Raw genomic sequence first — 22,415 nt, 5'->3', positions numbered from 1 at the left:
GCACTGCTGTGCACATTGCCCGAAAGCCAGCAGTTGTGCGGGGGTGCTCGATCAGAGGATGCGGCCGTCGTCGGTGATGACCGACCCGAGCCGGGCCGCACTGTTCCGGGCCGCGCTGCGCCGCCGGCGCGCCTCCGGGTGGAATGTCACCGGGGTGGCGTCGAGCACCCGGTTGACCATGACGGTGAGGAACCGGCCAGGGGAGAGCCAGTCGGCGACGACATCGTCGCGGACGCGGGCCTCAGGCAGGCGGTCGATGATCGCATCGAGGTCCCCGCCGGGTGCCAGCTGTGCGGCGTCGTCGAACAGGGTGCCGCTGGCTCTCGGGTCGGTGTAGTCGAAGATGATGATGCTGGTGGCGTGGTAGGCATCGTCCTCCTGCCCGAGCTTGCCGACGAGGTCGAAGAGCCAGTCGGCAGTCGCCGGAGCCGTCTCCAGGATGTCCGAGCGCAGTCCGAGCACGAAGCCGAGGGCGGCCAAGGGGTGGCGCAGCCGCAGGTTCTTCGCATCTCCGTAGGACTCCTCGACGCGGTTGGCGGCGTTCTTGCCATAGGAGGAGTCCATCCGCTTCGTCGAGATGAGCAGCTCGGGCCCGGTCGCCCAGTCGGTCATCATGACATCGACCTGTTTGAGGTAGTGCTTGCCGAGGATGTTCGCACTCGCCGCCGTCGCACCGGGAATCGCGGTGCGCTGGGCCAGCCGGGCGGTGAGGGCGTCGCGTTCGGCTGCCGGCAGGCCGGCGAGCAGCTTGGCGATCGGGGTCGGCAGGATCCGCGGATGGGTCGCCCGCGGCCACACGGCATCGGGGTCGAAGCCGGCGCGGCGCAGCTCATAGGACAGCCACACATCCAATGCCAGGGCAGGCACACCGGTCTGGCTGCCGGCCCGCAGCAGCAGCGGCACGCCGAGCAGCCGCTCCAAGGTCGGGACGTCGGGGGAGAACCGCAGCCTGCCGTCATCGGTCGTCGTCCACGGATCGGCGTGCTCACCGTCAGGTGCGGCCTGGGCGATGATGTGGTCGAAGAGCAGCCAGGCGCGTTCCTTCGCACTCGTCTCAGCGGCCACTGGCACCCCTGACGGTCCGTCGGCGCACCATCTCATCTCTGGCCTGTCGCACGTCGTCGAGCTCTCGTGCGCTCAGGTGCTCGGGCTCAGACAGCAGCACGGCATCAACGAGTGCGGATGCCTCGGCCAGCCGGCCGGTGCGCAGCAGCCGGGCGACGCGCGGGCGGATGGCGGCCAGCGCCTCGGCGGCGGAGGCGATGAGCGCAGGGGAGGGGACTGCCCAGCGGTCGGCTTCCTTGGGTTCGAGTTTGAGGATGCCCCCGCCGTAGCTGCGGCCGACGATCTCAGCGTGCAGCATCGTCACGGCGTTGAGGCTGGCCAGCGGCAGCAGCTCACTGCCGACCTCACGGTGCTCCTCGCGCAGATACACCCCGTGCACGGAGTTGAGGTGCCGGGCGCGGGCGCTGTTCGTCGTCAGGCGGGGAGTGTCGGCGTTCATGCACGTCAGCAGCAGATCGGCAGGCTCCAGCAGCGGCACCCGGTACCAGGTGCGGCGCACCCGGCACTTGTAGGCCTCGTGCACACCGGTGCGCTCACCGGCCTCGATGTAGGCCGCCGCCGCAGCAGAGAGCGGTTCGCGCGGATAGAACAGCTGCGTTGCCTGACCCTCGCCTGCCAGCCGGCGCAGCTGTGCAGGGGTGAGGGAGAGCCCGCGCAGATGCGAGCTGCCGGGCGGAGAGACGCGCATGAGATCACGGGAGGTCAGCCCGAGTTCGGCGGCACGGGAGGTCGAGAGCGTGAAGTACTTGTTGTTGCCGGTCACCGTGCCCAGCGTCGTATCCCCCCAGGTCTCCAGATCGCAGAACCGCCCGGCCTCCATCTGCGTCTGCAGGGCGGTAGTCGCTGCGGGGCTGACGAGGCTGTCGATCCACTTGGCCGCCGGGTCGACCGGCGTCCACTGCTGACCGGGCGCCAGGGCAGTGAGCTCTGAAGCCGCACGGGCCTGCCGGATCGTCGCATGGGCGCTCGGGCCCTCCTGGTAGCCGTCGGCCAGCAGCAGGACGACCTCGGTCTCAGCACCTGGGAAGACCTGCTCTTCGAAGAGGACGAGTTCGACGCTGCGGAAGCTCTCGAACAGGAAGGTGCGCACCGGGGCGGCATAGTTGACGGTCAGCAGCTCGGCCGGCAGCACGAGGCCCAGCCGGCCGCCGGACCGCAGGAACAGAGCGGAGTGGATGGTGAAGGCCGCCCAGCTGGAGGCCAGCCCGGACAGGGCGACCCCGCCGCGCAGCGCGGCCTCCCGGGCGCGAGCCCGGCTCTCACCGGTGAACCCCTGATAGCGGATGAACGGCGGATTGCCGATGACGGTGTCATAGTCACCGGTCGGCGGCAGGCGGAAGAAGTCGCTGACCTCGATATCGGCCCGGCCCCCGGCAGCGGTGACGCGGGCACGGCCGATCTCCGCGCTCTCGGGATGGATCTCCACCCCGTGAACGGTCGGGGTGCTGGCGCGGGCCGGATCGAGGGCCGTCAGCCGCCGGTGGGCTGAGAGCAGGAACGCGGCATCTCCGGCAGAGGGCTCGAGCACCCGGTCATCCGGGGAGCGGACCGCCCAGGCGGCGATGAACTCGGTGATGTCGGCAGGCGTGAAGAACGCACCGCGGGCCTTGCGCAGGGCGGAAGTGTCAGCCGGCGAGGCTGCGGGCATGGACGTCACCTCTCCATTATCGATCATCGCGCTTCGAAATCCCGACCCCGCGGCGTGTGCTGCCTGCCGGTGGGATCGCCTCCCAGTCAACACCTCGGCACTGACATCGACACCCGGGCGCTGTCGCACGCCGTCACGGCGCGGTCGTCACTTGGCCGCCTGTCGACGCGCTGGGTACATTGGAAAGCACACACGACACTGCGCCGGCAGGCGGTGCAGAGGGCGGAGCACAGCAGAAGTGAAGAGACTCTTCGGACACCCGATGGTATTCATCGTGCTGCTCATCTGCGGGCTGCTCATGGCCACCTCGGCGAAGACCTCCGACGGCACCCGGCTGCGCACCGAGGCCTCAACACTGCCCGACATCGTCAAGGAGCGCTCCGACCAGGGCCGCAAGCTCGAAGAGAGCGTGGCCGAGCAGCGCCGCACCGTCGAGGAGCTGCAGCGCCGCTCCGGCTCCGACGAAGCCGATGAAGCGCAGAAGTTCGCCGATGCGCTCGCCGCCGAGGCCCGGGCAGCCGAACTCACAGGCGAGGGTGTCACCGTCACCCTCGATGACGCGCCGCGGGAATCGATGAACCTGCCGGGCGTGTCCGTCAACGACCTCGTCATCCACCAGCAGGACCTCGAAGGCGTGATGAACGCGCTGTGGGCCGGCGGTGCAGAGGGCATGTCCGTCCAGGGCCAGCGCATCGTTGCGACCTCCTCGGTCCAGTGCGTCGGCAACACTCTCCGGGTCAGCTCCCAGGTGTACTCCCCGCCGTATGTCATCGAAGCCGTCGGCGACCCCGACGCGCTGCGCCGGGCACTCAGCGACTCTCCAGCTGTGCAGGTCTATCAGCAGTACGCCGAGCGCTTAGGATTAGGGTGGAAAGTCGAGACCGGAACGCTGACCCTCGATGCGTATGAGGGCGCGTTCGACCTCTCCCAAGCAAAGGTGAAGCAGTAGTGGATCAACCGATGTCGCGCCGTGAGCGCATCGCGCAGGAGCGCGCTGCCGCAGCTCGGCAGACCGGCGATGGCGCCGGTGACAGCGGAACCGCAGCCGCCTCCGGCACTGCAGGGGCACCGACGAGCGGGGTAACCCCCACCGGCCCGCGGCCTGTCATCAAATCCGCCTCTCGCCACTTTGAGTACAGCTACGGCACTCCGAGCGTCGCCTCGGCGCAGGCCTACGGGGCCGATGCTCCGCAGACCGAACCGATGCCGACTGCCAATCGGCACGCTGACTTCGACACCGTCGTCTTCGGCGATGAGCCGTCGCACAACCGCACAGCCCGCAAACCCAAGCCCGAACGCGAGCCGCTCGGCCCGGTGCGCGGCACCATCCGCGCATTCGGCGAGCTGTGCATCACCGCCGGTCTCATCCTCATCCTGTTCGTCGTCTGGCAGCTGTGGTGGACCGACATCGCGGCCAACGAGGACAACCGCAACCTCGCAAACGAGCTGACCACGCAGTGGCAGGACAACCCGCGCAACGAGCTGCCTGACGATCCCGACACGCCCTACGTCGGCGATCCGGCCGATCTCAACTCTGCCTTCGGCATCATGTACATCCCCCGCTTCGGCGAGGACTACTACCGCACGATCGCCGAGGGCGTCTCACTCGAGCCGGTGCTCAACCGGATGGGCCTGGGCCGCTACCCGAACGCCGCGATGCCCGGAGAAGTCGGCAACTTCGCGATGGCCGGCCACCGCGTGACCTACGGCAAGCCGCTCAACCTCATCGCCGAGATCCGGCCCGGTGACGAGGCGATCGTGCAGACGGCCGACGGCTACTACACCTACACCTTCGTCAACTTCGACATCGTGCTGCCGGACCAGACCGAGGTGCTCGCCCCCGTACCGGACATGCCGGACTACAAGGGCAAGGACCGGATCATGACGCTCACGGCCTGCAACCCGATGTTCTCGGCCCGGGAGCGCTACATCGGCTACTTCGAGCTCACCGACTGGCGGCACGCGAGCGAGGGCCCGCCGGACTCCATCAAGGACTCCTCGGCATACAAGAAGGCAGGTGCGACTGACTGATGTACGAACTCATCTGGCGGATCCTGCCCGGCAACTGGTTCTCCAAGCTCATTCTGTCCCTCGGCCTCATCGCCGGGGCGTGCTACCTGCTCATGCAGTTCGTGTTCCCCATCGTCGCCCCGTACATGCCGTTCAACGAGGCGACGATCGAGGAGGAGGGCGACCACGCCCCGGCCCGGCCCGGTGAGGGCGGCGAACCCGGCGTCGAAGAGCCCGGACAGGGCGGCTGATGGCGCGCATCCTCGTCATCGACAACTACGACAGCTTCGTCTACACCCTGGTGAGCTACGTCCGCGAGCTCGGTGCCGAGACGACGGTGATCCGCAACGACGATCTCACCGCGCCCGAGGTGGCGGGCACCCTGGCAGAGTACGACGGGGTGCTCATCTCCCCGGGTCCCGGAGCCCCAGCCGATGCCGGTGTGTGCCCGCAGGTCATCGCCCACTGCGCGGACATCGGTCTGCCGGTCCTCGGCGTGTGCCTGGGCCATCAGGCGATGGGCGAGGTGTTCGGGGCGACGGTGTCGCACTCGCCGGTGCTCATGCACGGCAAGACCTCGCAGATCACCCACACCGGCACCGGCCTGTTCGCCGGCTGCCCGAGCCCGCTGACCGTCACCCGCTATCACTCCTTGGCGATCGTCGACGAGACCCTGCCCGCGGACGTCTTCGCCGTCACCGCGCAGACCGCCGACGGAGTCATCATGGGCATCGAGCACCGAAGCGCGCCGGTGTTCGGCGTGCAGTTCCATCCCGAGTCGGTGCTGACCGAATGCGGGTACCAGATGATCGGCAACTTCCTCGCCGCTTGCGGGATGCCTGAAGCAGCTGAGGCCGCCCGCTATCGCGCCCCGCTGCTGTCGGCCCGCAGCTGAGGCGCCGCAGCTGAGCCCGGTCCCACCACGCACTGGGCTGGGACCACCACGCATTGGGGTGAGTCCGGAATGCGCTGAGCCGTGAATGCACTGACCGGCCGAGGGATTCCCGGCCGGTCAGTCGTCTCGCACAGCTCAGCTGGTGAAGCCGAAGCGTCCGCGCATGCGGTTCAGGGCGTCGTCTGCGACTTCGTCGAGCCGGTTGCCCGGGTCGAAGGTGTTGTCCGGCCACGGCCATTCGATGCCACCGCCGTCGCCATCGTCATCGTCCTCGGTCGGTGTCGGCGACGGAGTCGGGGTCTCGGTCGGCTCCGGCGGGGCCTTGGCGATCGTGATGGTGATGGTGGCGTGCTGCTCGACCTCCTCACCGGCATCAGTGCTCTGCTTGAAGACCTTGCCCTCTTCGTGATCGGCGGTCTCCTCTTCCCTGACGTCGCACTCCAGCTGGTAGTCGTCGCTCTTGAGCGCGTCGCAGGCCTCCTGCTCGGTCTTGCCGAGCACATCGGGCACATCGATCCGTCCGGTCGAGAGCACCAAGTCGACGTTGGAGTCCTTGTCGACCTCGGTGCCGGCCTTCGGGCGCGTCTCGATGACCGTGCCGGCTTCGACGTCGGGTGAGTTCTCGTCGATGTTGTTGCCGGCCTTGAGGTCGGCATCGTTGATGCGCTGGCGGGCCAGCGACTCGGTCTCCCCGGACACATCGGGCACGGAGACCACGTCGGGGCCGGTGGAGACGTAGACCTTGATGGTGTCGCCGTGTTTGACCTGGGAGCCGGCCGGAGGATCGGTCTTGACGACATTGCCCTCCTTGATCTCATCATCGGCGATCGGCTCACGATCAGGTGTGAGGTTCTGGTTGATGAGGTAGCTGTCGGCATTATCGGCTGAGCGGTCGCGCAGATCCGCCAGCTCGAAGGTCACCGGCTCCCGTTCCTTGGTGGCGTTGTAGACCCACAGACCGAGCCCGGCGAGCACGACGGCGACAAGCGCAGCACCGATCCACATCCAGGTCTTGCGCTTGCGCTCCTTCTCCTCATCGACACCGTCCTCATCCTCCGGCACGGTGGCGACGGCATTCGTCATCGGCGCGGTGTTCATCGCCTGGGTCGGCACACCGGTGGCGTAGGCCGGCTGCGGAGTGCCGATGCCGGCTGCGGCCGCCCCTAGCCCGGCACCGGCCAGAGCCGCCGGTGGTCTGAACATCTGGGTGGCGTCATCGGCATCGCCGTCGAGCGAAGTCGGTCGGCCGTCGCGCACGGCAAGCACGTCCTCGCGGAAGGTGAAGGCATCCTGGTAGCGGATGTCGCGGTCCTTCTCCAGGGCGTGCATGAGCAGCCGGTCGAGAGCAGGCGGCACCTCGGGATTGAACTCCGAGGGAGCCTTCGGTCGTTCGCCGACGTGCTGGTAGGCGACCGCGAGCTGCGAATCGCCCTGGAACGGCGGCCGGCCGGCGACGAGTTCGTACAGCAGGCAGGCGGTGGAGTACAGGTCGGAGCGGGCGTCGACGATCTCGCCGCGCGCCTGCTCGGGTGAGAGGTACTGGGCGGTGCCGACGACCGACTGGGTCTGGGTCAGGCTGCCGGTGTCCTCCAGGGCGCGGGCGATGCCGAAGTCCATCACCTTGATGTCGCCCTCAGGGGTGAGCATGACGTTGGCGGGTTTGATGTCGCGGTGGACGATGCCGTTGCGGTGGCTGTACTCCAGCGGGCCGAGCACACCTGCGGTGACGTCGAGGGCCTCGCGGATCGTCAGGCTGCCATGGGTGGAGATGACCTCGCGCAGCGTGTGCCCCTCGACGTACTCCATGACGATGAAGGGCACCTGCACGGTCGAGCCGCCGGATTCGGAGAAGACCTCCTCACCGGAGTCGTAGACGGCGACGATGCCGGGGTGGTTGAGACCCGCGGCCGCCTGCGCTTCACGCTTGAGGCGGGCGTGGAACGACGGGTCACGGGCGAGGTCAGAGCGCAGCAGCTTGATGGCAACACGACGGCCCAGGCGGGTGTCGAGGCCCTCATGGACCTCGGCCATGCCGCCACGTCCCAGCAGCCGATGCACTTCGTATCGGCCGGAGAGTATCCGCGGTTCGCTCATGCTGTTCCTTCTCGTCTGTCAGTTTCCGCCGCGGCCGGAGTTCTGGCCCGGTCCGCTGCCGTTGTTGCTGCCACCGCCGTTGCCGTTGCCACCGCCGTTGCCGTTGCCGTTGTTGCCACCGCCGTTGCCGTTGCCACCGCCATCATCGCCGCCGTCGCCACCATCATCACCGCCGTCGTCCGGTGGCTGGGTGGGCTCAGGTTCGGGTTCCTGCGTCGGCTGCGGGTTGCGCGTGGGCTCACCTTCCCGCGTCGGCTCCGGGGCGCGGGTCGGCTCCTGGCGCTGCGGTCCTTCCGACACTTCGATCGTGACGGTGTCACCAGGGGCAAAAGTGTAGCCGTTGCTGCCCTCGCGGACATCGACGACCGTGCCGGCAGGCTCGTTCGAGGCCACCATCGTCGACCTGACCTTCAGTCCCAGCTGCTCGAGGTTCGAGGTCGCCGAGGCTTCGGAGAGGCCGATGTAGTCGCTGGGCTTGATGGTGATCTCCTCCTGCGTCGGCGTGGCCGTCGCCGTCGGAGCAGGATCCGGTTCATCGTCCTTGGGGCCGAAGAACAGCCAGCCGATCCAGGCGAGACCGGCCAGCAGCAGGATCACCAGGATCGTGATGATGACCGCCGAGGCCTTCGACTTCTTCCCGTTCTCCTCGGCCTCCGTGTCCTCGGCCAGCTGGCCATCGGACCCGTACGGGGCGACGGCAGCCGCACCAGTGGGGCTGCCCGGCTGATAGGCGCGGGTCTGCTGGGTGGCCGGCATGACGCGAGTCGAGGAGTCCTCAGGCTGGCTGAACACGCGGGTGACCGCCTCGGAAGCGGTTGCGGCAGCCGCCCCAGCGGCGAGCATCTGCGGCACCGCCGCCTCGGCTGCGGGCACATCGCCGTTCATGAGAGCACGCGCTGCAGTCGCGAGAGCGGCACCGGAGGCCGGGCGCTTCTCCGGCTGCTTCGACAGCAGCGAGTCGACCAGCCGGCGGACCGGTTCGGAGACCGTCTCCGGCAGCGGCGGGTGCTGGCGGTTGACCTGCGCGATGGCGATCTCGACCTGCGAATCCCCGGTGAACGGGCGATTGCCGGCCAGCGCCTCGTAGGCGATGATGCCGAGCGAATACAGGTCCGACTTCGGTGTCGAACCCTTGCCCGTCGCCTGCTCGGGAGCCAGATACTGGGCGGTGCCCATCACCTGGCCGGTCTTCGTCAGCGGTGCCTGGTCAGCGACCCGGGCGATGCCGAAGTCGGTGATCTTGACCCGGAAATCCGGGGTGATGAGCAGGTTGCCGGGCTTGACGTCGCGGTGGACGACCCCGGACATGTGCGCAGCATGCAGCGCCTGCGCAGCCTGCGCGATGATCGAGAGCGTATCGGCCTCGCTCATCGGGCCGCGGTCGAGCAGGGCGGCCAGCGACTCACCGGGCACGAACTCCATGACGAGGTACGGTGAGCCGTTCTCCTCGCCGTAGTCGTAGACACCGGCGATGCCGGGATCGGAGACGGCGCCCATCGAGCGCGCCTCGGCACGGAAGCGGGCGAGGAATCCCTGATCGGACAGGTACTCGTCCTTCATGATCTTCGCTGCGACCTCGCGTTCGAGGACGGTGTCGCGTCCGCGCCACACTTCGCCCATGCCGCCGACGGCGATCCGGCTGGTGAGTTCGTAACGGCCGCCGAGCAGCGTGCCTGGTTCTGGCCTCATGAATCCATCACCGCTTCCATGACTGATTTTGCGATCGGGCCGGCGACGCGTCCACCGGAGGCCTCATTGCCGGCATTGCCGCCGCTTTCGACGACGACTGCCACGGCGACCTGCGGGTCGTCTGCCGGGGCGAAGGAGGTGAACCATGCGTGTGGTGCCCTGCCCTTCGCGTGCTGTGCCGTGCCGGTCTTCGCTGCGACATCGACACCGGGGATCTTCGCGGCTGTGCCGGTTCCCCCGTCGACGACGTTGACCATCATGTCCGTCAGCTGACCGGCGGTGTCGCTGCTGATCGGGTTGGAGAAGGTCCGCGGCCGCGGCTCCTCGATGAGATCGAGGGTGCGGGCATTGCGGATCTGGGAGATGAGCTGGGGCTGCATGAGCTCTCCGTCGTTGGCGATCGCCGAGGCGACCATCGCCATCTGGATGGGGGTGGCGCGCACTTCGAACTGGCCGAGGGACGACTGGGCGAGCTGCGGTTCGTTGACATCGGAGGGGAACGACGAGGCGGTGACCGCCAGTGGCATGTCGAAGCTCTCCCCGAAGCCGAACTTCTTCGCCTGCTCATTCATCGCATCCGCTCCCAGGTCCATGCCCAGCTGCGCGAAGGTCGTGTTGCACGACTTCGTCAGCGCATGGTCGAGGCTGGCGGTGCTGCCGTTGCCGCAGGAGGCGCCGCCGGCGTTGCGGATCGTCGCCGAGGTCTGCGGCAGGTCGAGCACGGTCGGCGAGGGCAGCTCGGAGTCCTTGGTGTACTGCCCGGATTCGAGCGCGGCAGCAGCGGTGACGAGCTTGAACGTCGAGCCCGGCGGGTAGAGGTTGCCGCCGATCGCCCGGTTGTAGGCCGGGTTGGCGTCGTTGTCGATGAGCGAATTGTACGCATCGAGGGCGGCATCCCGGTTGTGGGTGGCCAGCGAGTTCGGATCCCAGCCCGGTGTCGAGACCATTGCGAGGACCTTGCCGGTCTTCGGGTCAAGTGCCACGGCGGCGCCGCGCTGGCCGCTCAGACCGTCCCAGGCGGCCTTCTGGGCCTTCGGGTTGATGGTCAGTTCGACGGCGGCACCGGCCGGCTGCTGGCCGGTGAGCAGGTTGGAGACCTTGTCGTAGAACAGCGCGTCGTCGGTGCCTGAGAGCAGCCCGTTCTCGGTGCGCTCGAGCCCGGAGGTGCCCGAGGTGATGGAGAAGTAGCCGGTGAGGCTGGCGTACATCTCCGCCGACATCCCCTCAGCGCCGTACTTGCGCTGGAACTTGTACGGGTCGTCGACGGGTTCTGAGTAGGCGATCGGGGTGCCGTCGACGAGGATAGGCCCGCGGTCACGAGAGAGCTCGTCGAGCAGCGTGCGGTTATTCAGCGGATTGTCCTTCAGCGACTGCGCGGCGAAGTACTGTACGTAGCTTGTTGAGCCGAACAGGAGTGCGAACATCACGAAGCCGACGACGGCCAGGTGCTTGAGCGGATTCTTCACTGGCTCTCACCTCCGCGCTGGAAGTTCGTCGTCGGGGTGTCATCGGCGTCGATCCCCGCTCCCGAGGCGGGGGTGCGGTTCTGCTCGCCGGTCACGTACACCTCGGGACCGGGTTCCGGGGTCGTGGCGTCGTCACCGGGACGGCGGACCTTGCGCTTGGAGCGCAGCCGGCCGAGCGTGGAGGCCAGCGCGGATTCGTGGGCCTCGTCCTCGTCGACGGGCTTCTGGATGGTGAGCACTCCGGTTTGGAACTCCTCGGCCGGCCGGCGGGCGTTGTCGCTCATGCGCAGCATCAGGCCGATGATGATCCAGTTCGCGATGAGCGAGGAGCCGCCGTAGGCCAGGAACGGGGTGGTCAGGCCGGTGAGCGGGATGAGCCGGGTGACGCCGCCGATGACGATGAAGCACTGCAGAGCGATGGTGAAGGACAGGCCGGTGGCCAGCAGGGTGCCGAAGCCGTCGCGCAGCTGCTGGGCGATCTTCATGCCGCGTTCGAAGAGGACCACGTAGAGCAGCAGGATCGCGAACAGGCCGACGAGCCCGAGCTCCTCGCCGAGGGAGGCGTAGATGAAGTCGGATTCGGCATAGGGCACGATGTGGGGCCGGCCGTTGCCCAGGCCCGCGCCGGTCAGTCCGCCTTTGGCCATGCCGAACAGGCCCTGCACCAGCTGGTAGGACCCGCCGATCTCACGGTTGTACATGTCCGGGTTGAGCGCATCGAGCCAGCCGTCGAGGCGCTGTTGGACGTGGCTGAAGATGCGCGAGGCGATGAGCGCACCGGCGGTGAACATGCCCAGGCCGAGGAAGATCCAGGCCTTCTTGCCGGTGCCGACGTAGAGGACGGCGACGAAGAGGCCGAAGAACAGCAGCGAGGTGCCGAGGTCGCGCTGCAGGACGAGGATGCCGACGCTGGCGACCCAGGCGATGATGATCGGCCCGAGGTCGCGTGGGCGCGGGAACTGCATGCCGAGGAATTTGGGTCCGGCGAGCACGAGCTGGTCGCGGAAGCTGACGAGGTAGCCGGCGAAGAAGATCGCCAGGCAGATCTTGGCGATCTCACCGGGCTGGAAGGACATGCCGCCGATGCCGATCCAGATGCGGGCGCCGTTGATGGTCTTGCCGAGGCCGGGCACGAGCGGCAGCATGAGCAGCACGAGGGCGGCTAAGCCGGTGAGGTAGGTGTAGCGGCGCAACATCCGGTGATCGCGCAGGAACGCGATGACGAGGGCGCACAGGATGATCCCGAGAGTCATCCAGATGAGCTGGGAGACGGCGGCATTCGATTCGCGTCCGGCGGCGGTCTTGGCGACGTCGATGCGGTAGATCATCGCCAGGCCGAGTCCGTTGAGCAGCACGGCCAGCGGCACGAGAACCGGGTCGGCGTAGCGGGCCCGCCACCACACGATGAGGTGGAGGGCGAGGGCGAGGGCTGCCAGCCAGCCGGCGTACTGGTAGACGTTGGCCGGCACGGTGTGCTCGCTGCCGAGGCCGACGAGTGCGTAGGCGCCGGCGGAGATGACGACGGCCAGCCCGGTCAGCAGCAGCTCGGAGATCCGCAGCGCCTGCGGGCTCCGGTGCCGCTGGGACGTCGTCCCGGCCGGGGAGAGTGGGGGAGCGTCAGGTGCGTAGCTCATGCTCACCCGCCCGCGCCCGAGGGCCGTTCGGGCACGCTCTGGCCCTGCTGGTCGGTGCTGTCCGGGTTCGCTTCGCCGGTCTTCTCCGGCGGCGGTGCCGGGTCGGTTGAGGCGTCGGCGGCGCCGGCGCCCATCTTCTTCGCGGCGTTCTGCTCGGCCTCATCGCGCAGGTTGCCGACGAGTCTGTCGGCATCGGCGCGTGAGCTGGCCGGGATGGTCTGCTCGATGCGGCGCTGCGAGTACGCCGAGAGGTCATCGACGCGCACTTCGGTGGTCTCGTCGAGTTCGGAGAGCTCGATCGGCCCGAGCTTCTGGGCGATGCCGCGGTAGACGGCGACGTTGCCGGCATCGGCGGCGACGTAGTACTGCCCGCGGATGAAGGTGTATCCGACGACACCTGCGAGTACGAGGGCTGCGAGCACGGCGATGGTGATGATGATGCCGAGCAGCGGGCGGCGCCGCGGCCGGTCGTCGTCATCCCAGTCCTCGTCGCGGCGGTCGATCTCCTGGGTCTCAGCGGCGGTCGCGGTGCGCGTGCGGCGACCACGGGCAGCCGAGCCGGTGGCCCCGGCGGCGGTGGCTCCGGCGAGGCCGGCGTCCGAACCGGAGGCGCCGCGCGTCGCGGCAGATGCGCCGTTGTCGGGCCGGTCGACGACGTCGAGTGGGCGGGTGTCGGTGTTGTCTTCGCCGATGGTGTCGAACTGGCCGGTGTCGATGAGTTCGGTGGGGGTGTCCTTCTGGCCCAGCAGCGCGAACTGGGGGTTGTCGCGCACCGAGCCGACGGATTCGCCGCTGGTGGTCTCAGCGCTGTCGTCGGCCTCGACGACATCGCCGATGACGACGGTGATGTTGTCCGCGCCGCCGCCCTCGAGGGCCATCTCGACGAGCCGGTCGCAGCAGGCGCCGGGGTCATCGACGGTGGCCAGCGTGTGCTTGATCTCGTCGATGTCGGCGAAGCCGGTCAGACCGTCGGAGCACAGCATCCAGCGGTCGCCGAGGCGGGCCTCGCGGATCGACATGTCGAGTTCGGGGGCCGCGCCGACATCGCCGAGCACGCGCATGACGACCGAGCGCTGCGGATGGTGTTCGGCCTCTTCGGCGGTGATGCGGCCTTCGTCGACGAGCATCTGCACGAAGGTGTGGTCGTGGGTGACGAGGTCGAGTTCGCCGTCGCGCAGCAGGTAGCCGCGGGAGTCGCCGATGTGGGCCAGGGCCAGCTTCGAGCCGGCGCGCAGCAGCGCGGTGACGGTGGTGCCCATGCCGGCGAGTTCGGGCTTCTCGGCCACCGAGTTGGTGATGCGCTCATTGGCGTCGAGGATCGCGGTGCGCAGGGCCTCTGAGGCGTCGTGTTCGTGATCGTCTGCATCGAGTTCGGAGAGCCGGGCGACGGTGATCGCCGAGGCGACGTCACCTCCGGCGTGACCGCCCATGCCGTCGGCGATGAGCAGGAAGTTCGGCCCGGCATAGCCGGAGTCCTGGTTGTTCTTGCGCACCGCGCCGACGTGGGAGCGAGCGGCTGAGCGCAGCATGATGGGGTGGGGACTGCTCACGAACGTAGCTCCATGGTGGTGTGGCCGACGGTCACGGCGGTGCCGGGGGAGACGGGGACAGGGCTGGACAGGCGCTGTTCGCCGATGAAGGTGCCGTTGGTGGATCCGAGATCCTCGACGTACCAGCGGCCGCCGGAGGGGACGAACCGGGCGTGGTGGCCTGAGGCGAAGTCGTCTTCGAGGACGACGGTGTTGTCACCGGAGCGGCCGAGAGTGATCGGTGCGGTCCCGAGTGCGATGACCATGCCCTGCATGGCTCCCGAGGTGATGACGAGTGAGTGCGGCGGGCTGGCTGTCGGCGGCGGGCTGGCTGCCGCCGACTGCGGGGCCGGGCCCGGCGCAGCAGCGGGGGAGCGGCCACCGCGCTTGGCGGCGCGGTTCCTGCTGCGGCGCGGGCCGAAGAGGTCTTGGCGCAGGACACCGGCGATGAGGAAGACGAAGAGCCACAGCAGAACGAAGAATGCCAACCGCAGCACCAGGACGGTGAACTCGCTCATCAGCCTCCCATTTCCCTGTGCCTGAAGAGCACCTCGGTGTCGCCGGCGGTGAGCCGGGCGCCGTCGGTGAGTGTGACGGAGGTGATGCGGCGGCCGTCGAGCAGCGTGCCGTTCGTCGACCCGAGGTCGGTGGCAGTGGCGTGGCCGTCGCGCACGGTGATCTCGAAGTGCCGGCGCGAGACGCCGGAGTCGTCGAGGACGATGTCGGCGCTGTTCGACGAGCGGCCGAAGACGGTCGTGCCCTCGCCGAGGCGGTAGCTGCGGCCGTCGATCTCAGCGCTGCACTGGATGTTCGAACCCGGTCGCGGATGGCCGGCGGCACTGGATCCGGCGCCTCCCGGAGCTGCGGCACCAGGGCGGGCGGCGCCTCGGGGGCGGCCCATCGCTGGGGCCGGGGCGCCGGCGTAGGCGGGAGCTTGTTCGTAACCGGTGGCCTGCGGGGCGACCTGCGGGTTGGGGCGCGAGGAGGTGTGGCCGGAGCGCTGCTCCCATTCCTCGGCGACGATGGGGTTGGCGCGGCTCTCGGGGTCGTAGCCGCCGCGGTTGGGCGGCTGCGCGGCAGGCGAGCCGTCGGGGCGCAGGGTGTTCGAGCGGACCCGGTAGATGCCGGTGTCGAGGTCTTCGGCGCATTCGAAGCCGACGTTGATGGGGCCGACGAAGCTGTAGCCCTGTTCGACGGCGTGGTCGCCGACGACCTGGCGCAGGTCGCGGCGCAGCTCGGCTTGGATCGGCTCGAGGCGCTCATAGTCAGACGCCGACAGTTCGATGGTGTAGCTGTTGGCTGTCAGCGTGCGGCCGCGGGAGACGACGGCTGCGCGGTTGTCGGACTCGGTGCGCAGTGCGCCGGCGAGTTCGACGGGCTCGACCTGGGAGCGGAAGGCTTTGGCGAAGGCGCCGTTGACGACGCGTTCGATGCGGCGTTCGAAGCGATCGAGTACGCCCATCGGTGCCTCCTCTCCTGCCGGTTGCGGCAACGGGTCGTGCGGTCGGTTCTGCTCGCACGCTGAAAGGGTCAGCGTGCGAGCTGTCAACACTCCATGCTAACGCGATACCTTGTCGATCACATGCCGATTGGGCTGAATGTCTGCCCAGAATGCCATACCGCTGCCGCGCCTGAGGCAGGCTTCCGCGGTTCTCACCGGTTGTCCCGGTCACCGCCGCAGGGCGGTCTCAGCTGTGTCCTGCGCCACCGGATTGGCGCTGCCGGGGGCGGGGTGTTAGAGTTTCCAGGTGCTGCTCGCGCGAGTGGCGGAATTGGTAGACGCGCTGGCTTCAGGTGCCAGTGATCGCAAGATCGTGGGGGTTCAAGTCCCCCCTCGCGCACGTTGGGAAAACAGCCCCTCACCAGGCGAAACACCTCGGTGGGGGGCTGTTTCGCATCGTCGGCGGTCCGTGTTCCGCGCGCCGTGCTGCTGCGCGTCCGTCCCGTGCTGCTGAGAATCCTCTTTGCCGCACGCGACGCACCCCGATAGCGTGTGAGCAACCATGACAACGATGTCTGCTGATGAAAGAGGTGCCGCATGGTGGAGAAGTCCGCGTCGGTGACGGGCAGGGCGCTGCTGCGCGGAGTGCGGGTGTTCGATGGGGAGGACTTCCTCCCCCAGCTGCAGGACGTGCGCGTTACCGACGGGGTGATCGAGTCGCTCACCGCGACCGAGGCCTCGGCAGCGGAAGCGGATTCACCGGCCGCCTCAGGCGCGGATGCTGCCAGCGGCGACCTCGAGGTCATCGACGCCTACGGCCACACCCTCACCCCGGGCATCATCGACTGCCACGTCCATGTGTGCTTCTCCGATGCGGGATCGCTGACCGCCTTCACCGAACCGTTCTCACTGCAGTTCTACAAGTCCGTCGTCCACCTGCAGCGCACCCTGCAGGCCGGGGTCACCACTGCCCGTGATGCCGGCGGCGCCGACGCCGGAGTGCGTCACGCTCTGCAGACCGGGCTCATCAGCGGTCCCGACCTCCGCCTGGCGATCTCGATCATGTCCCAGACCGGCGGGCACGGTGACGGGCAGATGCTCTCAGGCTGCTCGATGCCGATGCTCACCAGCCATCCCGGCCGACCCGACGGTGTCGCCGACGGGCCTGAGGGGGTGCTGCGGAAGGTGCGAGAGATCCTGCGCGCTGGCGCCGATCAGATCAAGATCTGCTCGACCGGCGGGGTGCTGTCGCCGACTGACGATCCCCGGCACTCACAGTTCACCGAGGAGGAGATCGCCGTCATCGTCTCCGAGGCGCACGCCCAGGGCTCCTATGTCATGTCCCATGCCCAGGGGACCGAGGGGATCAAGAACGCGCTGCGGGCTGGGGTTCGTTCGATCGAACACGGCATCTACCTCGACGACGAGTCGATCGAGATGATGCTCGAGGCCGGCACCTTCCTCGTTCCGACTCTGCAGGCCCCGATGTCCGTCATCGCCGCCGCCGATGCCGGTGCACCCCTGCCGCCAGCTGTCGTCGACAAGGCCCGGCGGGTCGCTGAGACGCACGCCGCTTCGATCGCCGCCGCCTACGAGGCCGGTGTGCAGATCGCGATGGGCACCGATGCCGGAGTCGGCGAGCACGGGCAGAATCTCGAGGAGATCGAGCTGATGATCGCAAACGGCATGGCTCCTGTCGATGCGCTCGCCTCCGCCACCTCGGTCGCGGCACGCCTGCTCGATGACGCGAACATCGGGCGGATCGCACCCGGTCAGACAGCTGACCTCGTGCTCTTCAACACCGACCTGCGTGACGGCGGAGCCGAGAAGATCCGCCAGCACACCATCGGTGTGTGGCAGGCCGGTGTGCGCGTGCGCTGAGACCTTCCGGCGCCCAGGCTCAGCGGTGTGTCGGCATCCCCTGCTCTCCCAGTTGTGATCTGTGCTGCGCTCCCGTCGGCTGAGAATCTGCATTGTCCCGGCCTTTCGATCGGAGACAGGCTGACAGGAGTATGCACAAAGTCGCGCTCGGCGGTGCGCTCATGGCCCGATTGCTGAAGCTGGATCGCAACCTGGCGACGCCGGTAGCGCTCACTGCGCTGTTCGGCTTTCCGGGTGACTTCATCATCTGCAAGGAAGTTGCCACCTCCATTGGCCGAACCACGTCCGAGACACGGGAATTGCTGGCGGAAATGTTCCCGCCGATGCTGATCGGAGGCTTCGTGACCGTGACGACAGGATCGGTCGTCGTTGCCTCCGTGTTGGTGAGTACGCTGTGCGCAGCGTCGCTGCAGCATGTGCTTGCCACTATTCGCTCACTGTGCGCAGACGGGATCGGACATGCGCACCTACGTCCTGCCCACCACAGTCGAACTGACAGGAGTTTCCATGTCCCAATCACCTGCCGCACCGCTGACCGTCGATGAGGAATTGCGCGATCTCATGCGCGATCTGCGCCATGACCTGCATGAGCATCCCGAGCTCGGCACTGAACTGCCGCGCACTCAGGCGAAGGTGCTCGAAGCGATCAGCGATCTCGACGGCTTGGAGATCACCACCGGTGAGCGCCAGTCTTCGATCATCGTCATCCTGCGGGCTCCGGACTCGAGTGCTGATACCCCGCTGGTGCTGCTGCGCGGAGATATGGACGGGCTGCCGGTCGAGGAGAATGTCGACATTCCGTGGGCATCGAAGATCCACGGTCGCATGCACGCCTGCGGCCATGACATTCACACCGCTGGCCTGGTCGGCGCGCTGCGGATGCTGCATAAGCGCCGCAGCGAACTGTCCTGCGATGTGCTGTTCATGTTCCAGCCGGCCGAAGAGGCCTACGTCGGAGCGAAGTGGATGATCGAAGACGGGCTGTTGGAGGCAGGAGGCAAGCCGATCGAGGCGGCATTCGGCGCCCACGTCTACTCCGGGATGTTCGCCCCGCGCACCTGGCATCTGCGCCCGGGCACTCTCATGGCCGGCTGTGACGAACTGCGTATCGTCATCCGCGGCCGAGGCGGGCACGGTTCCGTGCCGCACCTCGCCCTCGATCCGGTGCCGGTGGCCTGCGAGATCGGCATCGGCCTCAACACGCTCGTCGCCCGCCGCTTCGGTCCCTTCGAACCGGTCGTCGCGACCCTGGGATCGCTGCAGGCCGGCACTGATTCGGTCATCATCCCTGAGACCGCGGAGATGAAGATCTCGCTGCGCTCCTTCACCCCGGAGACGAAGAAGCGGCTGCTCGCCGACGTCCGGCAGCTGGCCACCTCGATCGCCGAGGCCCACCAGATGACCGCCGAGATCGAGGTCATGCCCGACTACCCGGTCACCGTCAATGACGAGACTGAGACCGCCTACGTCTGCCGGGTCATCGACACCGTCTTCGGCGCGGGATCCTGGACGGAGATGTCCGAGCCGCTGACCGGCTCCGAGGACTTCTCGCATGTGCTCGCCGAGGTGCCCGGTGCCTATGCACTCGTCGGCACGGAGCCGTATGGCGACGCCGATGAGACGAACCATTCGCCGCGCGCCTCCTTCGGCGACACCGCCCTCGACGACGTCGCGGAGTTCCTGGCGAATGCCGCGTGGCTGCGCGGACGGGTGTGAGCGGTTCAGCGACCCCCTATCCTTACCGGGAGAAGTGCGGGTCCAGAGCCTGCTGATGCTCTACGGCAGATGGGGGCTGGGGGCGTTGGCTGCCACTGCTATGGCGCTTGCCAAGTGTGGAATCTGATCGTCCTCGAGCGCACCGACGGTGACGCGTATGAATGGCTGCAGGCGTTTGATCCGAGCCAGCTCTGATGAGGTGACGGCGTAGCCGTGTGCAGCGAGGACGAGTTGTGCTCCGGCGTCATCTCGAACGGGTATGGCCATTACCAATCCGTCATGTGACAGAGGGAAGATCCCATGTGCCGCTAGGGCCTCAGCCAGCACTGTGCGCCGCGCAGCGTATGTTTCGCGCGCTGCTGTGACTGCGGCGCATGTCGCAGAGTCATTCAAGAGGAAGGCCGAAGAGTTCTGCAGAATGCGGCTCACCCAGCCAGCTCCGTAATTCAAGGTGCTCCGGGCGAGCTCGATGGGGCGCTGGAGGTGGCTGCCGATCACGGCGATGCGCAGGTCGGGACCGTGGGACTTGGAGAAGCTTCGGATCAGGATGGTCTGCTCCGGCAGCTGCTCACCCAGACTCAGAAGCGGTCGTTCTGAGATGTCGCCGGTCCCGTCGTCTTCGATGATGAGGACATCATGCCGGGCGAGCACTGCGGACAGCTCTTCCCGGCGCTCGGGTGTCATGGAGACCCCGAGCAGAGCACTGCAGCGTGGCTCGTAAATGAAACCCGCAGCGCCAGTCGACAGCACATCCTCGACCGAGGCGGGCAGCGGACCCTGAGCGTCGGTGGATACCGGCACCGGCCGCAGCGCGCACCGGTCGAGGATATCGAGAGTTCGCGGAGAGGCGGGATCGGCGACCGCATATCGTTCCCCTGGCGTAGAGATGCCCTGCATGAGGAGATGCAGGCCCTCATAACCGCCGCTGACGGCGAGCCAGTGCTGGGCTGGGAACGGCCAGCAGGACCCAATCGAAGATTTGAGTGCAGGGGTGATGCTCTGTCTGGCGTAACTGTGCAGATTCGGGTCGATGCTCAGGGCGTACGCAAGCGCCGGCTCAAGGCTTGGAAGCAGAGCCGGGTCAGGTGTCGCGTACGTCAGATCAGCGGTCCCCTCTGGCCAGTAGCTGGAGATGTGGTCGAATCTCCGCGGGCCGACCTGCGGCGCTGATGACGAAATCCACGCCCCCTGTCTGCCAGCACCCTCCAGGAGGCCGCGGGATCGGAGATTCTTCCATGCCGCCGACACAGTTGCGCTGCTGACGTGCAGGGTATCAGCGAGGTCGCGGACTTTCGGTAAGCGCGTGCCGGTGGAGATGGCCCCATCGCGAACGAGCCGTGCCACGGCTGTCGCGATGCCTGCGGCGGAGGCTTCGTCGGTTGCCGCAGCGATAGCTTCTGCGCTGACTGCTGACTGTGGAACTGACGGCACGACCGCCTCCATTTGTTCAGAATCAATAGCTTTGATTGTTTCTCCTGTCGCCTGAACTTAATGTTAGCTACATCGCGCAAGAGGTGCGTGTCATGTCGGAAGGTGATGTGTTGCTGGAGCGAGTCAGAGTCGGAACCCGTCAATGGGATCATGTGTTCCCCATTGCGATGGGCGATATCAGTTCGACCGCAGGGCGGCGCGTCGACCTTGTCCGCTTAGACCACACCCCTGATCTGTGGGAGGAGAGGAATCTGACGGCAGGGGAGACGTCGCTGAGCAGGTACGTGAGGCGCCGGGCTGCCGGCGACGACAGTGTCATAGGGCTGCCGATCTTCCTGATGCGCGGATTTCGGCACCGCTGCATCATTGTGCGCAGTGATTCCGAAGCGCACAGCTTGAGCGATCTGAATGGCGCCAGGATCGGTGTGACCGGCTGGCCGGATTCAGGCAATACGTGGACGCGGGCGCTTCTTGTCGACGCAGGTGTCGACTTAACGGCGATCAGCTGGACCGTTGGGCGACTGACGGCAGATCACCCGGATGTTGACCGGCTCGACGGTGTCGTCCCACGGCACGATTATGAGGTCAGAATCTGTTCAACGCCGATGGTTGAACTTCTGAACGAGGGTGAGCTCGATGCAGTCTTCACTCCGTTCATGCCACCCGGCTTCTCGGACCCGGGCAGCGGAATGCGTCGGCTTTTCGACGACGTCACTGGCGAGGAACAGCGCTTCCTCAGCACACAGGGGTATATCCCGGGGATCCATATCTTGGCAGTCCGAGCAGAAGCTGCAGAGACCGACTCCGCGCTGCCTGCCGATCTCGGACGCATGTTCCGTGAATCCGAGCAGCTGGCTGCCGTGCGCCATCGAAAGCTGCTCGACGTTACGCCGTGGCTCAACATGGCCGTTGAGTTGTTCGATGCGGCCGGTGTCCTCGACCCGAATCCGGTTGGCTTGGACGCCAACGCCCAGATGCTGTCCGATTTTATCGGTCATATGCGGTACCAGGGACTCGTCGATGATGTGCCGCCGCTTTCCGAACTCTTCCCCTTCGATTTGACTGAGGCAGGTCTTTCATGATGTCGGACACACCCAGCACTGCTTTGCGAACAGCCGTAGCCCAATTCGCCGTCGCCGAAGATTGGGAGGCGAACGCCGCGACAGCCGGGCGGCTCATCGCCGAGGCCGATCGACATGGCGTGGATCTGCTCGTTTTGCCGGAGGGCATCATGACTCGGTTCATCGGCCGCAAGGATCAGATCCGAGCTGCCGCGCAGTCTTTGGACGGTCCCTTCGTCGCAGCTATGCGCGAGCACAGCCGCGACAGCGATGCGACTGTGGTCTTCGGCATGCATGAACGTTCCGACGACCCGCGTCCGTTCAATACGCTCGTTGCGCTGCGCCGCGGTGAGGTGATCGCCGTGTATCGCAAGCTTCACCTATACGACGCCTTCGCCGCCGTCGAATCCGACGATGTCCGGCCCGGACGTGAACGGCCACCGATAGTGAACGTTTCTGGGTTCGCCGTCGGATTGATGACCTGCTATGACGTGCGGTTCCCAGAGCTCGCTCGGGACCTGGCTGACCGCGGTGCGGAGGTGATTGCACTGCCTGCGGCCTGGGCGGCTGGCCGCACGAAGGAATTCCAGTGGTCGACGCTGGTGTCGGCCCGAGCCCTGGATGCCACAGTGTTCGTTGCGGCCTCGGGAGAATCAGGCGGGTCGTGCATTGGCGGGTCGCGGATCGTCGACCCGCTGGGCTCGCTGCTGGCCATGTGCTCGCAGGAGACCGATCTTGCGATCGCGCAACTGGATCGAGCGCACCTCGAAACGTGTCGCTCCAGCCTGCCTGTGCTTCACCATCGTCGCTTCGCTTTGTCGTTCCAGCCCTCAGAGTTCGCCGGTTGAAAGCAGT

The 22,415-nt window shown here is 67.2% G+C and carries 19 protein-coding genes and 1 tRNA gene; 10 read left to right on the top strand and 10 right to left on the bottom strand.

The genetic code is table 11. From position 1 onward, the window contains the following. Nucleotides 1-51 precede the first annotated feature (51 nt). Nucleotides 52-1,065: a hypothetical protein gene (locus tag B4E96_RS10045; RefSeq protein ID WP_102163229.1), complete on the bottom strand. Its 1,014-nt coding sequence runs from the start codon at nt 1,063-1,065 to the stop codon at nt 52-54. After that, nucleotides 1,055-2,713, bottom strand: a complete 1,659-nt coding sequence (locus B4E96_RS10040; protein WP_286957439.1) for an HsdM family class I SAM-dependent methyltransferase — start codon at nt 2,711-2,713, stop codon at nt 1,055-1,057. Before B4E96_RS10040 ends, B4E96_RS10045 begins: the two co-directional genes overlap by 11 nt. Nucleotides 2,714-2,951: 238 nt before the next feature. Between B4E96_RS10040 and B4E96_RS10035 the strand changes: the two genes are divergently transcribed. Genes B4E96_RS10035 through B4E96_RS10020 form a run of 4 tightly spaced genes read left to right on the top strand, consistent with a single transcriptional unit; the run spans nt 2,952 to nt 5,618 of the window. Further along, entirely contained in the window at nt 2,952-3,662 is a 711-nt protein-coding gene (locus tag B4E96_RS10035) for a DUF881 domain-containing protein (RefSeq protein ID WP_286957438.1), read from the top strand. After that, nucleotides 3,662-4,744: a class E sortase gene (locus B4E96_RS10030; protein WP_286957437.1), complete on the top strand. Its 1,083-nt coding sequence runs from the start codon at nt 3,662-3,664 to the stop codon at nt 4,742-4,744. The genes B4E96_RS10035 and B4E96_RS10030 overlap by 1 nt, the downstream gene beginning before the upstream one ends. Next, nucleotides 4,744-4,974 carry a hypothetical protein gene (locus B4E96_RS10025; RefSeq protein WP_102163227.1) on the top strand — a complete coding sequence of 77 codons (231 nt, stop codon included), beginning with the start codon at nt 4,744-4,746 and terminating at the stop codon, nt 4,972-4,974. The genes B4E96_RS10030 and B4E96_RS10025 overlap by 1 nt, the downstream gene beginning before the upstream one ends. Continuing rightward, nucleotides 4,974-5,618: an anthranilate synthase component II gene (locus B4E96_RS10020; RefSeq protein WP_170273843.1), complete on the top strand. Its 645-nt coding sequence runs from the start codon at nt 4,974-4,976 to the stop codon at nt 5,616-5,618. Before B4E96_RS10025 ends, B4E96_RS10020 begins: the two co-directional genes overlap by 1 nt. 135 nt (nt 5,619-5,753) lie before the next feature. On the opposite strand, the gene pknB is transcribed toward B4E96_RS10020, so the two are convergent. The 7 genes from pknB to B4E96_RS09985 are packed head-to-tail and all read right to left on the bottom strand — an operon-like array spanning nt 5,754 to nt 15,492. Continuing rightward, nucleotides 5,754-7,712, bottom strand: coding sequence for a Stk1 family PASTA domain-containing Ser/Thr kinase (gene pknB, locus B4E96_RS10015; RefSeq protein WP_170273844.1), 1,959 nt, complete (start codon nt 7,710-7,712; stop codon nt 5,754-5,756). An 18-nt stretch (nt 7,713-7,730) separates the two neighbouring features. Next, on the bottom strand, nt 7,731-9,401 hold the full coding sequence (locus B4E96_RS10010) for a protein kinase domain-containing protein (protein WP_286957436.1): 1,671 nt from the start codon (nt 9,399-9,401) through the stop codon (nt 7,731-7,733). After that, entirely contained in the window at nt 9,398-10,867 is a 1,470-nt protein-coding gene (locus B4E96_RS10005; protein ID WP_286957435.1) for a peptidoglycan D,D-transpeptidase FtsI family protein, read from the bottom strand. Before B4E96_RS10005 ends, B4E96_RS10010 begins: the two co-directional genes overlap by 4 nt. Continuing rightward, nucleotides 10,864-12,501: an FtsW/RodA/SpoVE family cell cycle protein gene (locus B4E96_RS10000; protein WP_286957434.1), complete on the bottom strand. Its 1,638-nt coding sequence runs from the start codon at nt 12,499-12,501 to the stop codon at nt 10,864-10,866. Before B4E96_RS10000 ends, B4E96_RS10005 begins: the two co-directional genes overlap by 4 nt. A 2-nt stretch (nt 12,502-12,503) precedes the next feature. Then, nucleotides 12,504-14,051, bottom strand: a complete 1,548-nt coding sequence (locus B4E96_RS09995; protein WP_286957433.1) for a PP2C family protein-serine/threonine phosphatase — start codon at nt 14,049-14,051, stop codon at nt 12,504-12,506. Then, entirely contained in the window at nt 14,048-14,548 is a 501-nt protein-coding gene (locus B4E96_RS09990) for an FHA domain-containing protein FhaB/FipA (protein ID WP_286957432.1), read from the bottom strand. Before B4E96_RS09990 ends, B4E96_RS09995 begins: the two co-directional genes overlap by 4 nt. Then, nucleotides 14,548-15,492 (bottom strand): FhaA domain-containing protein, encoded by a 945-nt coding sequence (locus B4E96_RS09985; RefSeq protein ID WP_286957430.1) that lies wholly within the window; start codon nt 15,490-15,492, stop codon nt 14,548-14,550. Before B4E96_RS09985 ends, B4E96_RS09990 begins: the two co-directional genes overlap by 1 nt. Nucleotides 15,493-15,787: 295 nt before the next feature. On the opposite strand from B4E96_RS09985, the gene B4E96_RS09980 reads away from it, so the two are divergent. From B4E96_RS09980 to B4E96_RS09965, 4 genes are all read left to right on the top strand, one after another. After that, a tRNA-Leu gene (locus tag B4E96_RS09980) sits at nt 15,788-15,871 on the top strand. A gap of 197 nt (nt 15,872-16,068) precedes the next feature. Further along, nucleotides 16,069-17,352, top strand: coding sequence for a metal-dependent hydrolase family protein (locus tag B4E96_RS09975; protein WP_286957428.1), 1,284 nt, complete (start codon nt 16,069-16,071; stop codon nt 17,350-17,352). 131 nt (nt 17,353-17,483) lie between these two features. Then, a complete protein-coding gene (locus tag B4E96_RS09970; RefSeq protein WP_286957426.1) occupies nt 17,484-17,897 on the top strand; it encodes a hypothetical protein in 414 nt (137 codons plus the stop codon). Further along, nucleotides 17,860-19,068, top strand: coding sequence for a M20 metallopeptidase family protein (locus B4E96_RS09965; protein ID WP_286957425.1), 1,209 nt, complete (start codon nt 17,860-17,862; stop codon nt 19,066-19,068). Before B4E96_RS09970 ends, B4E96_RS09965 begins: the two co-directional genes overlap by 38 nt. Nucleotides 19,069-19,128: 60 nt before the next feature. Here B4E96_RS09965 and B4E96_RS09960 read toward each other — a convergent pair whose 3' ends face one another. Then, nucleotides 19,129-20,499: an aminotransferase class I/II-fold pyridoxal phosphate-dependent enzyme gene (locus B4E96_RS09960; RefSeq protein WP_286957424.1), complete on the bottom strand. Its 1,371-nt coding sequence runs from the start codon at nt 20,497-20,499 to the stop codon at nt 19,129-19,131. A 92-nt stretch (nt 20,500-20,591) separates the two neighbouring features. On the opposite strand from B4E96_RS09960, the gene B4E96_RS09955 reads away from it, so the two are divergent. Both B4E96_RS09955 and B4E96_RS09950 read left to right on the top strand, forming a co-directional pair. Continuing rightward, entirely contained in the window at nt 20,592-21,581 is a 990-nt protein-coding gene (locus B4E96_RS09955) for a hypothetical protein (protein ID WP_286957422.1), read from the top strand. Further along, nucleotides 21,578-22,408: a nitrilase-related carbon-nitrogen hydrolase gene (locus B4E96_RS09950; RefSeq protein WP_286957421.1), complete on the top strand. Its 831-nt coding sequence runs from the start codon at nt 21,578-21,580 to the stop codon at nt 22,406-22,408. The genes B4E96_RS09955 and B4E96_RS09950 overlap by 4 nt, the downstream gene beginning before the upstream one ends. Nucleotides 22,409-22,415: the final 7 nt, after the last annotated feature.

Origin of the sequence: Brevibacterium sp. UBA7493 (assembly GCF_002479565.1) — a bacterium.
GTDB classification, from domain to species: domain Bacteria; phylum Actinomycetota; class Actinomycetes; order Actinomycetales; family Brevibacteriaceae; genus Brevibacterium; species Brevibacterium luteolum.
The sequence above is the reverse complement of the archived record's forward strand: the minus strand, read 5'-3'. Positions and strand labels throughout refer to the sequence as shown.